8 protein-coding genes and 1 CRISPR repeat array are annotated in these 19,467 nt (G+C 61.4%); all 8 genes read left to right on the top strand.

What is annotated here, in order from left to right; genetic code table 11:
• Positions 1 to 747: 747 nt before the first annotated feature.
• Positions 748 to 6,513: direct repeats of the CRISPR family, unit length 37 nt; unit sequence GTTTCAATCCTCACTCGAGCTTTCGCCCGAGTGCAAC.
• A 501-nt stretch (positions 6,514 to 7,014) separates the two neighbouring features.
• Positions 7,015 to 8,637, top strand: coding sequence for a tetratricopeptide repeat protein (locus J3L12_RS08470; protein ID WP_208014618.1), 1,623 nt, complete (start codon positions 7,015 to 7,017; stop codon positions 8,635 to 8,637).
• 108 nt (positions 8,638 to 8,745) lie between these two features.
• Complete coding sequence (gene cas3, locus J3L12_RS08465; protein ID WP_208014617.1) at positions 8,746 to 12,000, top strand: CRISPR-associated helicase Cas3'; 3,255 nt, start codon at positions 8,746 to 8,748, stop codon at positions 11,998 to 12,000.
• A 61-nt stretch (positions 12,001 to 12,061) separates the two neighbouring features.
• Positions 12,062 to 12,808, top strand: coding sequence for a type I-C CRISPR-associated protein Cas5c (cas5c, locus tag J3L12_RS08460; protein WP_208014616.1), 747 nt, complete (start codon positions 12,062 to 12,064; stop codon positions 12,806 to 12,808).
• Entirely contained in the window at positions 12,808 to 14,649 is a 1,842-nt protein-coding gene (gene cas8c / locus J3L12_RS08455; RefSeq protein WP_208014615.1) for a type I-C CRISPR-associated protein Cas8c/Csd1, read from the top strand. The genes cas5c and cas8c overlap by 1 nt, the downstream gene beginning before the upstream one ends.
• Positions 14,650 to 14,679: 30 nt before the next feature.
• The gene (cas7c, locus tag J3L12_RS08450) at positions 14,680 to 15,663 is read left to right on the top strand and encodes a type I-C CRISPR-associated protein Cas7/Csd2 (protein ID WP_208014614.1); all 984 of its coding nucleotides are present in this window, start codon (positions 14,680 to 14,682) and stop codon (positions 15,661 to 15,663) included.
• Positions 15,656 to 16,879: a type III-B CRISPR module RAMP protein Cmr1 gene (cmr1, locus tag J3L12_RS08445; RefSeq protein WP_208014613.1), complete on the top strand. Its 1,224-nt coding sequence runs from the start codon at positions 15,656 to 15,658 to the stop codon at positions 16,877 to 16,879. The genes cas7c and cmr1 overlap by 8 nt, the downstream gene beginning before the upstream one ends.
• Complete coding sequence (cas10, locus tag J3L12_RS08440) at positions 16,876 to 18,351, top strand: type III-B CRISPR-associated protein Cas10/Cmr2 (RefSeq protein ID WP_208014612.1); 1,476 nt, start codon at positions 16,876 to 16,878, stop codon at positions 18,349 to 18,351. Before cmr1 ends, cas10 begins: the two co-directional genes overlap by 4 nt.
• Positions 18,332 to 19,465 carry a type III-B CRISPR module-associated protein Cmr3 gene (gene cmr3, locus J3L12_RS08435; RefSeq protein WP_208014611.1) on the top strand — a complete coding sequence of 378 codons (1,134 nt, stop codon included), beginning with the start codon at positions 18,332 to 18,334 and terminating at the stop codon, positions 19,463 to 19,465. Before cas10 ends, cmr3 begins: the two co-directional genes overlap by 20 nt.
• Positions 19,466 to 19,467 lie beyond the last annotated feature (2 nt).

Here is a 19,467-nt window from a genome sequence, read left to right as displayed (position 1 = left end):
ATATTCCCCTTGGTGTAGGGCAGGGCACTGTGGAGCCAAACAAGCCCATCAACGGGCCGATTAGCCCCAGGGGCAGGCGTCCGAAGCCCTAATCGCATACTAAAACAACATTAGGCTCAACGCCTGCTGTGGGTATACTCAAGAAACAGCCCGGCTTCCAAGCTTAATCCACATACAGCTTCGCCAGGGTGGAACAGTTACCATAAGGACATGAAGCGTGAAGCCAAAAAAAAGAAAAGAACAAAATGGCCTGACGACTTTCCGTTATTGTGCCTACCAAACCCAGCAAACCGGTTTTACCAAAACCGATCCAACTAAAACCGGGGTCAAAATCGTCTCTAGAATATGTCCAGGAGCAGCGCAGGTGAGACGAGTATCTTGTCCAAGGGAGCGGTTATTCGGACTCATGCCCAAGTTCCAATCTTTACCTTAGCTTTCGCTCGATAGGAATAGGTAGGCTTTGCCTTGCTGCCCGAGCCAAGTTTGAAATCCAGTGATTGATGAACTGTAGCATAAAGACATGGACCGCACGTTCTCTAAAAAGTCCAAAAGAAGAGTCTACGGCCCAGACCCAACCTCCTGGGCCAGCGATTTCATGGTTTTCGAGCCTGCTAACCCCCAAAAAAGACCTGCCCCCCCGCAGATCAAACTCAAAGGTAAAAAAAGTTCCCTCGAGTATGTCCAGGAGCAAAGAAAATGACCTGGTTATATTCGTTGATAGTACGCTGATTCAAATACATACCAAAACTTTCAATCCTCACTCGAGCTTTCGCTCGAGTGCAACGCGCAGCCATAGAACGCTTGGTTTTCACTGGGCCATTTTCAATCCTCACTCGAGCTTTCGCCCGAGTGCAACGATACAGCTATACTCAATCCAACTTGAACTCCAGCGTTTCAATCCTCACTCGAGCTTTCGCCCGAGTGCAACCTCCCTTTACGCACCCACACATTTTTTTCTGGGTCGGTTTCAATCCTCACTCGAGCTTTCGCCCGAGTGCAACCCGGCGGATAGCCGGGGTAAACTTATTTCGGCAACGAGTTTCAATCCTCACTCGAGCTTTCGCCCGAGTGCAACAAAGGGCAGCGCCCCCACCACAAACGATGCACCGTCGTTTCAATCCTCACTCGAGCTTTCGCCCGAGTGCAACGTGAGTTTGCTCCGACCCCCATCGTTGACCAGGATGTGTTTCAATCCTCACTCGAGCTTTCGCCCGAGTGCAACCCGCACCACCATCCCCGGCCTCGTTTTGGGGCTCGTTTCAATCCTCACTCGAGCTTTCGCCCGAGTGCAACGTTGGAGGAATGCTTGCCTCACCTCGTTTCCCTACTGTTTCAATCCTCACTCGAGCTTTCGCCCGAGTGCAACGCCCACCAAGCCCGCTACCAAGCCCACCAAGCCCGCGTTTCAATCCTCACTCGAGCTTTCGCCCGAGTGCAACCTGGAGGCATGGTAAGCTATTGCCATCCCGCGAGAGTTTCAATCCTCACTCGAGCTTTCGCCCGAGTGCAACAGCCACGACCTCACGTACAACCTCAGCCACGACCTGTTTCAATCCTCACTCGAGCTTTCGCCCGAGTGCAACCGCGGAGACTCTTGCTGAGGTCTTGGCGGCTTTACGTTTCAATCCTCACTCGAGCTTTCGCCCGAGTGCAACCTGGTGGCTCAGATGGGCCGCTATCTTCGGGTTGGGTTTCAATCCTCACTCGAGCTTTCGCCCGAGTGCAACCCTTCATGCCTCCCTTCTCCTTTCTCACCTCCTCGTGTTTCAATCCTCACTCGAGCTTTCGCCCGAGTGCAACGCCCCCATTTTGTCAATGGGGCTGGCATTTGCTGTTTCAATCCTCACTCGAGCTTTCGCCCGAGTGCAACATAACCGGTTGGTGCAACCCCGCACGACCCTCGTTGGTTTCAATCCTCACTCGAGCTTTCGCCCGAGTGCAACGCTTGGCAGCCTCAGACTTGGTGGGCTTGGTAGCGGTTTCAATCCTCACTCGAGCTTTCGCCCGAGTGCAACCTTGGTAGCCTCAGACTTGGCGGGCTTGGTAGCCTCAGTTTCAATCCTCACTCGAGCTTTCGCCCGAGTGCAACATGAGCGTACCCCAAATCCGCTACGCTTTGGACGCCGTTTCAATCCTCACTCGAGCTTTCGCCCGAGTGCAACAAGGGCTGTCGAGGAGTATTTCGATAGCTACGGCGTTTCAATCCTCACTCGAGCTTTCGCCCGAGTGCAACCGACTGGAGCCAGGGCCCAGTCGCACCCCAACCCGGCGTTTCAATCCTCACTCGAGCTTTCGCCCGAGTGCAACCGGTTATCTCGCTTGGACTTATCAGCATGATGTCGTTGTTTCAATCCTCACTCGAGCTTTCGCCCGAGTGCAACAAGCAGCACAGGAGGTTTATGAGAAAAAGTACCTGGTTTCAATCCTCACTCGAGCTTTCGCCCGAGTGCAACGCTCTGGAAAAGCTTGGCTTCCAAGCTCCATATAGGTTTCAATCCTCACTCGAGCTTTCGCCCGAGTGCAACGGGAAGTTCCCAGCCTGAGCGTACCCCAGATAAAGGTTTCAATCCTCACTCGAGCTTTCGCCCGAGTGCAACCATCCACATCCCTCGCTCCTTTTCCAGCAGCGCGCGCAGTTTCAATCCTCACTCGAGCTTTCGCCCGAGTGCAACGCCACTCCCAACTCCGGGAGAGGTGGAGACGTATCTGTTTCAATCCTCACTCGAGCTTTCGCCCGAGTGCAACACAAGACCGTATATTCCAGGAGGGTATCCAGATCGGCGTTTCAATCCTCACTCGAGCTTTCGCCCGAGTGCAACCCCGGCATTTGTCCAAGTTTGCCGGGATTCCGGCGTTTCAATCCTCACTCGAGCTTTCGCCCGAGTGCAACGCGGAGGTTGTACGCGAGGTCATGCACGACCTCAGCGTTTCAATCCTCACTCGAGCTTTCGCCCGAGTGCAACATTGCGGGCATCCCGCTCGCAATCAATTACTGCAACGTTTCAATCCTCACTCGAGCTTTCGCCCGAGTGCAACGGCGGAGAGTACGTGCATACCCAATCCAGCCCAGCGTTTCAATCCTCACTCGAGCTTTCGCCCGAGTGCAACCCTTCAGGTAGGTTTTGACCGTGCTGCCCTGGCGGTTTCAATCCTCACTCGAGCTTTCGCCCGAGTGCAACCCATCACTCCACGGAGCAATCATGCTCATTTTGCATGTTTCAATCCTCACTCGAGCTTTCGCCCGAGTGCAACTTCCCCGAAGGGGATGTCTGCTATCAGTCTATGTTTCAATCCTCACTCGAGCTTTCGCCCGAGTGCAACATTGGCAACCCCCCAGGAACGGGTGCGAATTACCCGTTTCAATCCTCACTCGAGCTTTCGCCCGAGTGCAACGACAAGCTGTTCGCCTTCCTTGCCGCGAAGGAGGAGGTTTCAATCCTCACTCGAGCTTTCGCCCGAGTGCAACCGAGAAGGAGAGTCAGGAGAAAGGAAGGAGGTACAGCGTTTCAATCCTCACTCGAGCTTTCGCCCGAGTGCAACGAAGCATTGCTCGACCTGCCGGGTGGCTTTCGTGAAGTTTCAATCCTCACTCGAGCTTTCGCCCGAGTGCAACCAAGCCTACGGCGGACAAGCCCGTCTCCAAGCCGTTTCAATCCTCACTCGAGCTTTCGCCCGAGTGCAACGCTTCCGCCCTGGTATCCCCCTTCTGTATTATCGGTTTCAATCCTCACTCGAGCTTTCGCCCGAGTGCAACCCCGTACATGGACACGTTCAGGTACGGAACCCTGGGTTTCAATCCTCACTCGAGCTTTCGCCCGAGTGCAACTCGCGGAGGTCATCGAGCATGACCTCCGCGTCCCCGCCGTTTCAATCCTCACTCGAGCTTTCGCCCGAGTGCAACTTGTGCGCGAAGTCATCGCGGAGGTCATCGAGCATGTTTCAATCCTCACTCGAGCTTTCGCCCGAGTGCAACGAGGACTTGCTTGCTTTGGTGGATGCGGCGCATAAAGTTTCAATCCTCACTCGAGCTTTCGCCCGAGTGCAACGTAGGTGGGCATGAAGCGCTGCCCAATCTGGCGTTTCAATCCTCACTCGAGCTTTCGCCCGAGTGCAACCCTTGAATCTTCTGTTGGCCTTGACACCAGAATCAGTTTCAATCCTCACTCGAGCTTTCGCCCGAGTGCAACTTGAGGAACTGACTGTCATGCGTGAGCGAATGAACCGTTTCAATCCTCACTCGAGCTTTCGCCCGAGTGCAACCAGCGATTATGAGAATCGCTGGGACACATGCCGCCCGTTTCAATCCTCACTCGAGCTTTCGCCCGAGTGCAACGCGCGCTGGGCGGAATTTTTCGCTCGGCCCGACAAAGTTTCAATCCTCACTCGAGCTTTCGCCCGAGTGCAACCTGAGCGGCTTATAGAGTGGGATATAGGCTAAAGTTATAAAGTTTCAATCCTCACTCGAGCTTTCGCCCGAGTGCAACGATGCCCACATTGTCGGCTGGCGGCGGAAATACAGTTTCAATCCTCACTCGAGCTTTCGCCCGAGTGCAACTGGGATTTCTCATTTGGGGCTCATGAGAGTCGCCGTTTCAATCCTCACTCGAGCTTTCGCCCGAGTGCAACATAAAGTACGCTCTAGAGGCAAAAATCCGCCCTCTAGTTTCAATCCTCACTCGAGCTTTCGCCCGAGTGCAACACGCTAGCTACGCATGAACAACGCTACATGTAACGGTTTCAATCCTCACTCGAGCTTTCGCCCGAGTGCAACGAGCGAAAAATTCCGCCCAGCGCGCTTCGTCCCAGCGTTTCAATCCTCACTCGAGCTTTCGCCCGAGTGCAACCAATGCGGCTTCGTAGGATCCGAAATTCCCACGATGTTTCAATCCTCACTCGAGCTTTCGCCCGAGTGCAACAGATGGCGAGCTTCCGGTGTTCAAGGATTTTCCCCCAAGTTTCAATCCTCACTCGAGCTTTCGCCCGAGTGCAACCTACGGCCAAGCCCGGCGACAAGCCCGAACACATCTCCGTGTTTCAATCCTCACTCGAGCTTTCGCCCGAGTGCAACGGCCGGCAAGCCTGGGATAATGATAGCCGGGATAGATGTTTCAATCCTCACTCGAGCTTTCGCCCGAGTGCAACGCTTGACGCTAACGGTATACCCTGCCAGGTTGAAGTTTCAATCCTCACTCGAGCTTTCGCCCGAGTGCAACGAGGGCGATTCGCCCTCACAAGCGGCCTTCTCCCCGTTTCAATCCTCACTCGAGCTTTCGCCCGAGTGCAACCCGAGCCCTGGCGGGCAATCCAGGGCAAGGAGGAGTTTCAATCCTCACTCGAGCTTTCGCCCGAGTGCAACTCGGGTCAAGCGTCAAGCGCTGGTGTGCAGGGTGGTTTCAATCCTCACTCGAGCTTTCGCCCGAGTGCAACCACCAAATCTTGGCGCGCCTACAGGTGCTCCAGCAAGGTTTCAATCCTCACTCGAGCTTTCGCCCGAGTGCAACATGGCGCTGCTAGTGCAGCGGGGGCTGCAGCGTGTTTCAATCCTCACTCGAGCTTTCGCCCGAGTGCAACCGCTTGAATGCGCTCAGGCTTACTCCGAGTGAGAGTTTCAATCCTCACTCGAGCTTTCGCCCGAGTGCAACATCACGGTGGAAAAGGAGACAAGCGATGTATCTTGGTTTCAATCCTCACTCGAGCTTTCGCCCGAGTGCAACGTTGTGCTAGCCTACGTGTGGTTGGGGGGCAACCCCGTTTCAATCCTCACTCGAGCTTTCGCCCGAGTGCAACCGGTGGACTATCAAATGGTTCTCTTGTGCCGGGAGGTTTCAATCCTCACTCGAGCTTTCGCCCGAGTGCAACATCCGGTACGCCATTGACACCAAAATCCGGCCATTGTTTCAATCCTCACTCGAGCTTTCGCCCGAGTGCAACGGGCTCTGATCTGCCTATGGCCCAGGGATGGGCCCTGTTTCAATCCTCACTCGAGCTTTCGCCCGAGTGCAACCTGGGATTTCTCATTTGGGGCTCATGAGAGTCGCCGTTTCAATCCTCACTCGAGCTTTCGCCCGAGTGCAACGAGGGCACGGCTGACGCTGCCCTTAGCAGAGCTCGAAGTTTCAATCCTCACTCGAGCTTTCGCCCGAGTGCAACAGATTGCCTATCGGGACTCAAGTCCCACCGATGCCAGTTTCAATCCTCACTCGAGCTTTCGCCCGAGTGCAACCCCATACCCGTGTGGCTGAGAAAGCACCCGGTTTGGTTTCAATCCTCACTCGAGCTTTCGCCCGAGTGCAACTGGACAAGTTCCACCAGATTCTCGCCAGGCTGCAGGGTTTCAATCCTCACTCGAGCTTTCGCCCGAGTGCAACGCAAAGGCGCTCCCCTCGTGGGCACGCCTGCTCCTGTTTCAATCCTCACTCGAGCTTTCGCCCGAGTGCAACCCCGACCTTCGAGGGGTACGTGTCAGCGGCGGTGATGTTTCAATCCTCACTCGAGCTTTCGCCCGAGTGCAACGGCCCCATTTTAGCGTGCGTGCTGGACGCGGCTCAAGGGGGGTTTTGCGCGAACCCCCCCAAAAAGGGTTCCGACGCAGGGTGGCGGAGGGTGGGGGGAAAACGGGTTTTCAATGTCCCCTAGCCGATTTCTCGGCTTGCGCGAACCCCCCTGGGTTTTGGCACTTGCTTGGGGTTCGCGCAGGTCTCTGACGCTTAGGTTACATCACCCTGCACGAATCGCGCATACCGGGCCCCGACCCTGGGGGTTGTGAAAACGAACTTTCACAATCCCACAATAGGCACAAACAACCTCAGGCAATCGGTTTGGGCGAAAGGGTGGCTGCTGGCGCTGGTGCTGCTGGGCCTGCTGGCGCTTGCCACGCCCCAGGGGGCTACGGCAGGGCCGCATCTGGCCGATGGCGACCGGCCCAAAATTGGCACCGGCGGCTAGTGGGCCGCATTCGGGGGAGGTCAAAATGGCCTCCCTCGATGGTTATGCGCTGGGTAATATAACGCCAAGGTGAAACGAGCTGATCTGAAACTGTTGGCACTCTCCCTTGAGGGGCTTTGGGAAAATGAGCGTAACCAAACAGCCCTTCACCTGCTTCATGAGCAGTTTGAACAGTGCCAGACCCACCAGCAAGCCGAGCAGTTTGTGAGCCTGCTCGAGGGGCTGCCCGGCCCGTTCGCCCAGGATGCCCGCTTGCAGCAGCTTTACCTGAAAGCTTTGTGCAGGGCCAGAATGCCCGAGCGCATCCTGAACTGGTTCGAGCAGCACCAGGGCCCGGTGCAGGGGCAAGTTTACCGGGCTTGGGCACTGGTTCGCGGGGGGCGCTATGCCGAGGCGCTGGAGGTACTCGAGCAGCTTGAAAACGAACCCGAGCTGGACTGGGGCATTTTTTACCGCACCAAAGGCGAAGCCCTTTTCTGGCTGGGGCGCCCCGACTGGCAGCAGGTGCTGGAGCAGGCCCGGCCCCATCTGCAGGGGGCGGCGTTGGGGCGAATGCTGATTGACCTGGGGGGCTTTCTAAACGCCCGGCAGCGGCTGGCGGAGGCGCGGGTCTGCTGGGCCGAGGCGCTGGGCTACCTGGAGCCCGACCCCTACTACCTGGCTTGGGCCCATAACAGCCTGGGCTTTGCGCTGCTCAACGATCAGCCTCAGCAGGCCGAACAACACCTGCTAGAGGCCCTGCGAATAAGCCAGAAGGAGGGGGCCCGAGGGTTCCGCTCCAAGGCCCTGGCCGGGGTGGGGGCGGTGCGGCGCAGCCTGGGGGAGTGGCCGCGTGCTTTGCACAGTTACCAGCTTGCCTACCGCGCCGCTAGCGAGGCTACAGACCGTCAACTGGCCCTGTGGGGCTGGGGCCACACCCTGCGCCTGATGGGGCGAGTGGAAGAGGCCCTGGCCAAGCTGCTGCAAGCCTGGCAGATAAACCCCCACGAGGTCTGGCTGGAGGCCGATCTGGCCGCAACCCGGCTGATGCTGGGCGAACAGAGGAGCGTCCGACAAAGCCTGCCACGCTTGCAGGGGTACGTGGAGTCGGGGCAACTGGGCCAGCGGGGCCAACTGGTGCTGCGGGTGCTAGAGGCCGAGCTGGCCCGTCAGCAGGGCCAAGCAGAGCAGGCCAGGGCGCTTTTGGCAGGCCAGGACTTACAAAGCCTGTGGGCCCGGGAAGAGCTGGGCTGTTTTCCGGCCCTGGCCCGGATGCTGGAGTTGGAGCCCCTGCAGAAGCAGCCCTTCCGGGTGGAGGTGCGGCCCTTTGGGCGGCTGGAAGTGCGGGTGAATGGCCGGCCTGTGCCCATCCCGGCGGTCAGCAAAACCGGCGAGCTGCTGGTGTTTTTGCTGGTGCATGGCAGGGAGGCCAGCCTCGAGGTGCTGCTGGATCGGCTGGGCGACCCCCGCAACAAAAACCCCCGCAAAGCGCTGTGGGAGGTTATCGAAAAACTACGCCAGGCCCTGGGCTGGCAGGAGAGCGTGCAGAGCCACGGCGGGGTGTACACCCTGGATCCCCAGGCCGAGTGGAAGTGCGACCTGGAGCCGGGCAACCTCCCGTCCCACCGGGGCTTCGAGCGTTCACAGAGTTTCATGCAGGGCTACTACAGCGAGTGGGTGGAGGAGTGGCGGCAGCAGTGGTTGGTGGTCTAGTCATGAGTTTACTAGACTCATATTTTCTTACAAATAAATCATGAGTAAAAAAAATGGACAAGGGCTGGATGGGGGGCGCTATAGTTATCGGCAAAGCAAAGCACCCGTATGTCCAGTTCTCAGGAACTCAACCACCACCAGACCAAAGCCTTTAGACTGCTCCGGCTCCTCGAGCTTTTGCAGCAGAAGCCCTGGCGGCCTGTCGAGCTTCGGGCCGAGCTGGGGCTGGGCGAGCGAGCGATATTCGACTACCTGAACGAGGTAGAGGCCCTGGCCCAGCAGCTGGGTCTGCGCTTCATCCACGACCCTCTACGCAGCACCTATGCCATCGAGGTCGAGGAGCGGCTCAGCCTCACCGAGACGGTGGTAGCCTTTACCGCCCTGCGGATGCTGGCCCATCACTCACCGGGCAGCAACAAAGCCTACCAGGAGGCGCTTCGCAAGCTGGCCAAAAACCTGCCCGAACCGCTCAAAGCCATCGCCCTCAAGAGCACCGAGGCCCTGCAAGAGCGCCCACCCAGCCTGAGCGGGGCCAACCTCGAGACCCTCACCCAGGGCTGGCTCCTTCGCCGGGCGGTGGCCTTCGAGTACCGTCTTCCGGCGGGCCGAAGCATTGGGGTGGAACTCGAGCCCTACTTCATCGAGGTCTCGCGGGCCAATATGGCCGTGTACGTCATTGGCAGAGACCGCCTGTATGGCCGGGGCATCCACTACCTGGAAAACCTCCGCACCTACAAGCTCGAGCGCATCCAGCGCCCGCGCCTGCTGGACGTTTCTTACACCATTCCCGACGACTTCGACCCCACCGCCTACCTCTCAACGGCCTGGGGCATTGTGGGGGGTGAGAACCCCCTGCGGGTGTTGCTGCGCTTCGCACCGGAGGCCAGCGAGCGCCTGCGCGAAGGGGGCTACCCCAACTTGCAAATACTGGAGCAGCCCGAGGGTGGCTACACTCTCGCTCAAATTACCGTTGGCACCGATACCGCAGGATTCCCCCTCGAGCTGCTACCCTGGATACAAAGCTGGGGGCCCAGGGTGGAGGTGCTGGAGCCCCCAAGCCTGCGACAGGTCTGGCTGGACGAAGCGCGGGCGGTGGTGGAGCGCTTCAGTGCCGCCCAATCCGGCCCCAGCCCGCGGGTGTACTGGGGCCACTCCCACCCCGACTCCAACCGGTGGCAGCCCTTGCGGGTGCATCTGGAGAACGTGGCCCGCCTGGCCGCCGAGCGGGCGGCCCCCTTTGCCGAGGAGCAAAGCGCCCGTCTGGCCGGGTATCTGCACGACCTCGGCAAGTACGGCGACCGGTTTCAGCTTCGGCTGCAGGGCAAGGCCAGGGGCCTCGACCATTGGTCGGCGGGGGCCCACGTCGCCCTTTTCGACTACCGCCTGCCCGCTGTGGCCCTGGCGGTGCAGGGCCATCACATCGGCCTGCAAAGCGGGGCTAAAGAGCAGCTCAAGGCCATGTGGTTGCGCTCCGATGGGCAGGGGGTGCCGCCCGAACTAAAGCTCAGCGAACTCAACAAGGACTTGCTTACCAGGCGCCTGCAAGACGACGGCCTGACCCTGCCCACACCGGCCCCAACCAGCCCCATGACCGCCCCAAGCAGGGCTGCCGACATGCTCGATACCCGAATGCTCTTCTCGGCCCTGGTAGATGCCGACTTTCTGGACACCGAGGCCCACCTGCACGGGGCCGTCCGCCCCCAGGCCCCATCGCTCCAGGTCGGCCAGGCGCTATCCCGCCTGGAGGCGCACCTCGAGGCCCTCTCCCAGGACGAGCGCCTGCCCGAGCGCATCCGCGCCCTTCGCAAAGCCCTCTCCGATGCGGCCGCCGAGGCCGCCCGGCGGCCCGAACGGGTTTTTACGCTCACCGCGCCCACCGGCCTGGGCAAGACCCTGGCCATGCTGCGCTTCGCCCTGCGGCGGGCCAAGCGCGACCCCCGCATCCGGCGCATTGTGGTGGTGCTGCCCTACCTGTCCATCCTCGACCAGACCGCCCAGACGTACCGCAAGCTTTTTGCGGGCTTTGGGCCGCACTACATCCTGGAAGACCACAGCCTGGCCTACCGCCCGTTGCACAAAGAGCTTTCCGACGAGCAGAACCTGGCCGAACTCGAGCGCCGCCTGCTGGCAGAAAACTGGGAAGCGCCCATCATCCTGACCACCCACGTGCAACTGCTGGAAAGCCTGCACGCCAACCGGCCTGGGGCCTGCCGCAAGCTGCACAACCTGGCCGGGAGTGTGCTGCTCTTCGACGAAGTCCAGACCCTGCCCACCCACCTGGCGGTGCCCACCCTCAAGACCCTTTCCCATCTGGCCAGCGAGAAGTACGGCGCGGTGGTGGTTTTTGCCACCGCTACCCAGCCCGCCTTCGATACCCTGCACCCCCGGGTGCAGGCCGGTGAGCCCCAGGGCTGGCAGCCGGTGGAGATCGCTCCCGCCCCCGAGGTACTCTTTCAGCAAAGCAGCCGGGTGCAGGTGGAGTGGTGGCTCAAGAACCCCACCCAGACGCCCTGCCTGGTCACGCTACTGGAAACCGAGCCTCAGGCCCTGGTGGTGATGAACCTCAAGCGCCAGGCCCACGCCCTTTTCCGGCAGGCCCAGGAAAAGGGCCTCGAGGGGCTCTTTCACCTCTCCACCGCCCTCTGCCCGGCCCACCGCAAAAAGGTGCTGGAAGAGGTACAGCAGCGTTTGCAGGACGGCCGGCCCTGCCGTCTGATCTCCACGCAGGTGGTGGAAGCCGGGGTGGAGCTCGACTTTCCGGTGGGCTACCGCGCCCTGGCCCCCCTCGAGGCCATCGCCCAGACCGCCGGGCGCATCAACCGGCACGGGCTGCGCCGTGAGGGGCGGCTGGTGGTGTTTGTGCCCGAGGACGAGGGGTATCCGGACAAAGCCTACCAACAGGCCGCCCGGCTGACCCGCGCCTTGCAGGCCGAGGGAGCGCTGACCCTCGAGCCCGCCGTCTTCCGCCGTTACTACCAGAGCCTCTACACCCTGCAAAACGTAAGCGATCCCGAAATCGAAACTCTGATTCAGACCCAGAACTACGCCGAGCTGGCCCGCCGCTACCGCCTGATCGAGACCGCTGCCGTGAATGTGGTGGTGCCTTACAACGACGAAGCCCTGGCCCTCATGCAGGAGGCCCGCAACCGGGGCATCGCCGCCGACTGGATTCACCGCGCCAGGCCCTACACGGTGCCGTTCTTTTTGCCCAAGGGCGGGCCCCCGTCGTTCCTGGAGACGATCTTCCTGCGCTACGGGCGGAGTGAAGTGCCCGATTGGTACCTCTGCCCGGACCAAGCCCTCTACGACGCCCTGCTGGGCTTTACGCCCGAAGAGGGCAGCGGGGCAGGCCTGGTCATTTAACCCCGTACCGGGGCGCATCCTTTGGTATCCTGCGCCCCAAAAAAGGCGAAGAGGAGGAGCCATGCGAAGTTTTAGCTTGGAAGTCTGGGGTGAGTTGGCCTGCTTCACGCGGCCCGAGTTCAAAGTCGAGCGCTTCAGCTACCCCATCATCACGCCCAGCGCCGCCAGGGGCATCTTCGATGCCATTTACCTGGACTTTAGCCCACAGGGCCAGAAACCCCTGATGTACTGGCAAATCGAGCGCATCGAGGTGCTCAGGCCGGTGCGCTACATCGCTCTGATGCGCAACGAGGTGAAGGAAAAGGCCAGCGAACGTAGCATCCAGCGCTGGATGAAAGACCCCGGCAGTTTTGAGCCCATCTTTGCCGACGCTACCAAGGACGACACCGGCCAGGACACCAAAGGCCGCACCCAGCGCCAGACCATGGCCCTGCGGGACGTGCGCTACCGTCTGAGTGCCCACGCCGTGCTCTACCGCGAAGACCACGCCCTGCGCCAGAAAATCGAGCACAGCTTTGAACGCCGGGCCAGGGCCGGGCAGTGCGTTTACCAGCCCTATCTGGGCTGCCGCGAGTTTACCGGCTACTTTCGCCTGGTAGAGCCCGGCGAGGAGGCCCAGCCCGTGCCCTACAGCGAAAAGATCGGCTGGATGCTCTACGACGTCTTCGACCTCTCCAAGCCACGCGGCCCGCTCCGCACCGACAAAGGCGAGAAGCCCAGCGTGAGCGTGTTCGAGGCCGAAGTGAGGGACGGGGTGCTCGAGGTGCCCCCTTACGGGAGCGAAAAAGTACGCAAAGGAGGGGCCTGATGCTCGCACAGCTCGTGCGGTACGCCCAACAGAAGGGCCTGGGGGCCGAACCCGGCTTTACCACCAAGGAGATTCGCTGGTTGATCGGGGTGAGCCCGGCGGGGGAGTTCACCGAGCTAATCCCCCTAAACCAGCCCAAACCCGCCCCCGACCTCTCCCAGCCCGACATGATGACCCTGCCGGGCTACCTGCGGGCCCAGGGCCATCCGGCAGAGCAGGCCGCCCACTTTCTGGCTGAGACCTGTGCGGTGGTGTTTGGGCTGGCCGAGCGGGACCGCGAGGGCAACCTCAAGAAGCCCGAAGATCACGCCAAAAACCTCCAGAAGCAGCAGACCTTCCAACTGCTAATCGAGCTGGCTGCTGAAGAGGTGCCCCTGCTACAGCCCATCGCCCAGGCCCTGGCCAACACCGTGCAGATGGCACGGGCCTTGGAGAAGCTCGAGGCCCAAACCCAGCAAAAAGGGGCCGATAAGCTCAAGCCCACCGACAAAATTTCGTTCTTTGTGCAGGGGCAGTGCGTGCTTGACTTTCCCGACTGGCACGATTGGTGGCGGCGGTTCCGGGCTCAGGCCTTTCCGGCCACCAATGCTGGTGGGATGCGCTCCTTTGCCAGTGGGGAACTGGCCCCACCGGCCCCCACCCACCCCAAGGTGACCAAGCTGGGCGGGAGCGCTTTCGGACACGCCCTGGTCACCTACGACAAGGAGGCCTTCGAGTCGTATGGGCTCTCGCAGGGCGAGAACGCCGCCGTGGAAGAAATGGCCGCCACCGCCTACCGGGCCGGGCTGGACACGCTCTTGGAGCAGGCCGAAACCCTGGGCGATATGAAGGTGGTGGTCTGGTACGACCAGGAAGTGCCCCAGGAAGACGACTTCTTCCGCGACCTCTTCGCCCCCAGCGCCCCCGAGGCCGAGGAAGCCCAGGCCCTCGAGCGCGCCCGCAAGGTACTCAAAGCCCTAAAGACCGGCGAAGCCCCGCCCAGTCTGCGCCAGGCCCGCTTTTTTGCCACCGCCATGAGCCCGGCCTCGGGCCGGGTGATGGTGCGCGACTGGCAGACGGGTTCGCTCGAGGGCTTCATTCTGGCCGTAGAGGCCTGGTTCGACCACCTTTCCATCGTGCGCAAAAGTGGCGACCGATCCGCCAACCTACCGGGGCTGAACCGGCTCTTCCTGAGCCTCCAACGCCCCAAAGCCCCCGAGCAAAAGTTCGATGACTACATCAAGCCCATCAAAACCCTGCAACTCCCCCTCTGGCGGGCCGCCCTGAACCCCGACCTGCCCATCCCTTACGCGGCCGTCGTTCGCGTCATGGAGTCCCACACCGCCGAGGTCATGACCGGGGCCTTTACCGAGGCTTTGAAAGCCCAAAAGCCCGACGCCGCCGCCCTGGGGCGCATCTACGCCCGCATGGGGCTTTTGAAGGCCTACCACATCCGCAAAGGAGGGAAGATGAGCACCGCACTAGACCCCCATCACCCCAGCCCGGCCTATCACTGTGGCCGATTGATGTGCCTCTTGGCCCAGATCCAGGAGGCATCTACCGAAGCCGAGATCAACGCCGGCGTGGTGCAGCGCTACTACGGCGCGGCCAGCAGCACGCCTGCTTTGGTGCTGGGCCGCCTGACCCGGCTCTCGCAGCACCACCTGAGCAAAATGGCCAAGGACTCCCCCGGCCTGGCCTACTGGTTCAACAGCCAGCTCGCCCAGGTCTGGAGCGCCCTGGGGCCCAGCCTCCCGCGCACGCTGAGCCTGGAGGAGCAGAGCCTTTTTGCCCTGGGCTACTACCATCAACTGGCCGAAAGCCGCAAGGGCAAGCAAGAAAGTGAAGCCCCATCCGCATAAAACCGCGCGTGAGCTTGAAAGGAGAGGTATATGTCCCAACCCATCCAGAACCGCTACGAGTTCCTGCTCTTCTTCGACGTGCAGGACGGCAACCCCAACGGCGACCCCGACAGTGGCAACGCCCCCCGGGTAGACCCCGAGGACGGGCACGGCCTGGTGAGCGACGTGGCCCTCAAGCGCCGCATTCGCAACTATGCCCAGGCCGCCGGGGCGAACATTTTTGTGCAGCACGGCACCAACCTGAACCGCCCAATCTTCGAAGCCCACGAGAAAACGGGCGGCTTTACCGGAGCCAAAACCAAAGACAAAGTGGAGGCCGCCCGCCGGTGGATGTGCGAGCAGTTCTTCGACGTGCGTACCTTTGGAGCGGTGATGAGCACCGGGGCCAACGCCGGGCAGGTGCGGGGGCCGGTGCAGATCACCTTTGCTAGGAGCCTCGACCCCATCTTTCCCGCCGAGTTCAGCATCACCCGCGGTGCGGTGGCCGAAGACGTGAAGAACGCCAAGACCCTGGCCGATTACGAAAAATGGGAGCAAGAACAGCCCGAGGACAAACTCCGCACTATGGGCCGCAAAAGCCAGGTCTCGTATGGCCTGTACCAGGCCAAGGGCTTCGTGAGCGCCCACCTGGCCCAGGGCACCGGCTTTAGCCAGGCCGACCTGAAGCTGCTGGTGGAAGCCCTTTTGAACATGTTCGAGCACGACCGCAGTGCCAGCAAGGGCCACATGGCCACCCGCCGCCTCTACCTCTTCCAGCACGTGGGCACCGACCCCCACAACGCCGAGCAGAACAAGCGCCAGGCCATGCTGGGCTGCGCCCCCGCGCACCGCCTGCTCGATTTGGGCCAGGTGGTCTCGGTGCGCCTCTTAGACGAGAGCAAGCCCCCGCGCCGCTTCGCCGACTACGAGGTGAAGGCCGATCCCACCCGGCTGCCCAGAGGCGTGCGGATGCTCGAGCTGGACACCTGGGATGAAGCCCGCTTCGACCGCTGGATGGGAGGGGCCGATGCCTAGAACCATCCCCATCCCACCCCCCCAGCTAAGAGCGCCGGAGCTTACTACCTGGACGCTCAAACTGAGAACCATTACCCCCATGTTCGGGGGCAGCGCCACCCCGCGCGAGGTTGACCCCAATAACCCGGTACGCGTCGCCAGCGTGCGGGGGCACCTGCGCTTCTGGTGGCGGGCCACGGCGGGGGCGCAGTATGCCAGTGCGGAGGAGTTGTTCAAGGCGGAAGAGGAAATTTGGGGGAGTGCAGAGAAGTACGGAAAAGTGGCCCTGCGGGTTCTGGAGCAGTCTGCCGGGCAGGCCGTGAGACCCTCGGAACTTGTGCCGGATAGGGGTACAGCGAGAACCGGGCCGATGGAGAAGTTCTTTCTGCACCCTTTCAACGAAAATAGAAGCGAGGGTTTGTCAGAAGCTAGTGGGCTAAAGTCGGTGGAGTTTACCCTCGAGCTCACCCATACCCTCTCCGAAACCGAGGCGGAGCACCTGCGTCGGGCTGTTCGGGCCTGGATTGCCTTCGGCGGCATTGGGGCGAGAACCCGACGCGGGGTGGGGGCGCTCGAGGTCACCGCGAACCTCAAAGACTGGCTACCCGCTACCCCCGACCAGCTCAAAACTTGGTTTGCGGTTCCACCGCAGAAAGAGGTTCATCACACCACCCTTGCTGGCGCGGTGATCTGCCTGGGCCAGCCCCGCAGGCCCAGCAACACCGACCCCTATAAAGGGCACTCGGCCTGGCGGGAGCTGGGGCGCTTTTGGGCGCGTTTTCGGAAAGGGCACTATCTGGAAGACCCCGTGACCGGAGAAACCATGGCCTACACCCCCATGGCTGGGGGCAAGTGGCGCGACCACAAGACCCTGTTGGCCTTGCGACCCAGGCAAGAGCGTATTGCCCTGGCCAAGCCCTTCTACGGCCTGCCCATCGTTTACCAGCGCTTGGGCGACAGCTTTAGCGGAACCCTCGAGGCCGTTCACTCAGGTGGCAGACGCATGGCCTCGCCGGTTATTTTGAAGCCCATTGCTTTTGGGGATGGCAGCATTTGGCCAGCCGTCATCATCCTCAATGCCCCTGCCCCCACACGAATCAGGGTCAATGGAGAAGAACTCTCTTTGCAGATTCCTGACAACGACCCTGTGCTGGATGCGCTCGAGGCCGACGAGCCCCTCGAGGCTGTGCGTAAGGCTGCCCAGCTTCAGGGCTTCACCCAGGAGGTGCGCCTATGACCCACCTCCTCGCCATCTCCATCGGCCCCGTGCAGGACTTCATCGCCGCCGCCCGCCGCACCGCCGACCTGTACGCAGGTTCGCAAATCTTGCAGAAGCTGAGCAAGCACGCCGCGCAGTTTCTCCATTCAAAGGAAGCAGAGCTCATCTTCCCAGCCGACCCGAACGCCGACGGGGCCAACAAGATTCTGGCCAAGGTGAGCACAGACCCCAAGCAGCTTGCCGAGGATACCAGGAGGGAAGTTCAGAAGAAGTTGAAGGCAATCTGGGAAGAGACCATCGGCAAACTTTCCGGTGAGCACCGGGGCTTGATTGACGATAAACGAGTCCAAGAGCAGCTTGGGAGTTTCCTCGAGTTCTACGCTGCCTGGGTGCCCTTGAAGAAATACCCCGAAAGCCGCCAGGCCGTGGAGCGACTGCTCGCAGGCCGCAAGGCTCTGCGGGACTTTGCGCCTACCCGGCAAAACGACGATGGCGTGCCCAAGTCGGCCCTGGATCCTTCGCGGGCTGCGGTCATTGACCCCCGGCAGTGGGCCGAGGCCAGCGTGCGGCTGGAGGATGGCTCCTATCGCCCGCTCCGCATCAAGCCCACCGAGTTTCTGGACGCAGTCTCGCTTCTAAAGCGCTGCTACGGGGCGCTGAAGTCTGAGGTGGTGGTGGACACCCGCACCATGGCTCGGCGGGCCATCAACCCCGAAGCTATGCCGGATGAGCGCTGGGGCGAGGACGACGACCACATCCAGGAGCCCCAGCCCTACTTTGCCATCCTGGTAGCCGACGGCGATCGCATGGGCGACCTGATCAGCCGCCAGGACGACCCAGAGGCCCACCGCAGCCTCTCCAAAACCCTGGATGACTTCGCCAGGGAAGCCCGCAACATTGTGCTCAAGCACAAGGGCTTTATGGTCTATTCGGGCGGGGACGATGTGCTGGCCTTTTTGCCGGTGAACCGAGCAGTAGCCTGCGCCAAAGCGCTCTCGGAGGAGTTTCGCCGCCGGGTCAAGGGCACCCTTTCGGCAGGGGTTGCCATTGTGCACTACCGCGAGCCGCTATCCATTTCCCTGGAAAATGCTCGAGACGCAGAAAAAGCCGCCAAGAATGGCGGGCGCAATGCGCTGGCGGTAGCCCTGCACACTCGAGGGGGCGCACCCATCCAGGTGGTGCAGCACTGGGACGCCCTGAGCTGGGATGAGCTGCTCGAGGCCTACAGGTCTCGCCAGATTACCCGTGGGTTTGCCCACGAACTGCGGGATCTGGTGCGGGAATGGCAAGACCATATGCGGGCCGATTACCTGCACAAGGAAGCCCTGCGGGTTCTGGCCCGCAAAGAGGCCCGCGAGCTGAAAATCCCCGCGCCTATCACCGACACACCAACCTACCGAAGCGATTTGCTTCGCTTTGTGGATCAACTTATCATCGCCCGCTTTCTGAGCGGCATCCGGGAGGAAGCGCATGCCGGAACGAGTGCTTGAAATCCACGCCCTGAGCCCCCTGCTGTTCCGCGATGGCCGGCCCTTCAGCGCCGCCGACGGCACCGAGACCGCCGCCCGGAGCCTGAACCTGCCCTTGCCCAGCACTGTGGCGGGCTTTGTGCGTACCCAGGTAGGGCTGGCCGAGGGCAAGGGGTTTAGCCAGGAGCAACTGCAAAACCTGCATGGCCTTCAGGTGTGCGGGCCGTTGCTGGCTCGAGGCGACGAGGTGTTGCTCCCCGCCCCCCGCGATGCGGTGGTTTACGGGGGTGCTGACGGCAGTCCCCAGGTTATGAAGCTGACACCCTTTAGCCCCCCCGACGGCGCGGGCTGTGACCTGCCGGACGGCCTTTTGCCCCTGCAGGTCACCCAGGACGTGAAGCCCGAGTCCGGCTACAACTTCTGGCCGGCCCACGAGATGGAGCGCTGGTTGCTGGGAGAAACGGTTATACCGCAAAAAATTTCCGGCCTGCCCACCGAAACTCGCGTGCACGTGGGCATGGACCATGAAAAGGGTAAAGCCCAGGAAGGCCAGCTTTTCAGCGTGGCCTACCGGCCCCTGGAGATGGGCAAGAACCCCCAAACCTACCAGCCCGCCAGCCTGCGGGTGCGGCTCTCGCTGCCCAATGGGCAGACCCCGGCCCCCATCGGCCACCTGGGGGGCGAGCGCCGTCCGGTGGCGGTGGAGGTAAAACCGAGCCTTTCGGACTACTGGTTCGACTGCCCGGAAGCTATCAAAAAGCGCTTCGCGGAGCTGGGCAAGGGGGCAAGGGTGCGCCTGGTGCTGGCCACCCCGGCCCTGTTTGAACAGGGCTGGAAGCCCGGTTGGGTCGAGAAGTCCGGCACGGGCGAACTGCACCTGCCGCGCGGGCTGGCCAGGGTACGTCTCAGGCTGGTTTCGGCGGCGGTGGGGCGGCGCGAGCCGGTGAGCGGCTGGAACCTGCGGCAAAACCAGCCCAAACGGGTGCGCTGGATGGCGCCCGCAGGCAGCGTGTACTTCTTCGAGGTAGAGGACGGTAACCCAGCCGACCTGCTGGAAAGCTGGCTCCGGCCCGTTAGCGACAGTGAGCAAGACCGCAAGGACGGCTTTGGACTGGCCCTTTGGGGAGTGTGGTGAAG

The sequence above is a fragment of the Meiothermus sp. CFH 77666 genome (assembly GCF_017497985.1).
GTDB lineage: Bacteria > Deinococcota > Deinococci > Deinococcales > Thermaceae > Meiothermus.
This window is presented reverse-complemented; position numbering and strand designations above follow the sequence as displayed.

Excerpts from the sequence above, each read along its gene's own strand:
- cas3 (WP_208014617.1), top strand. The coding sequence starts at position 8,746 with ATGTCCAGTTCTCAGGAACTCAACCACCACCAGACCAAAGCCTTTAGA.
- cas5c (WP_208014616.1), top strand. The coding sequence starts at position 12,062 with ATGCGAAGTTTTAGCTTGGAAGTCTGGGGTGAGTTGGCCTGCTTCACG.
- cas8c (WP_208014615.1), top strand. The coding sequence starts at position 12,808 with ATGCTCGCACAGCTCGTGCGGTACGCCCAACAGAAGGGCCTGGGGGCC.
- cas7c (WP_208014614.1), top strand. The coding sequence starts at position 14,680 with ATGTCCCAACCCATCCAGAACCGCTACGAGTTCCTGCTCTTCTTCGAC.
- cmr1 (WP_208014613.1), top strand. The coding sequence starts at position 15,656 with ATGCCTAGAACCATCCCCATCCCACCCCCCCAGCTAAGAGCGCCGGAG.
- cas10 (WP_208014612.1), top strand. The coding sequence starts at position 16,876 with ATGACCCACCTCCTCGCCATCTCCATCGGCCCCGTGCAGGACTTCATC.
- cmr3 (WP_208014611.1), top strand. The coding sequence starts at position 18,332 with ATGCCGGAACGAGTGCTTGAAATCCACGCCCTGAGCCCCCTGCTGTTC.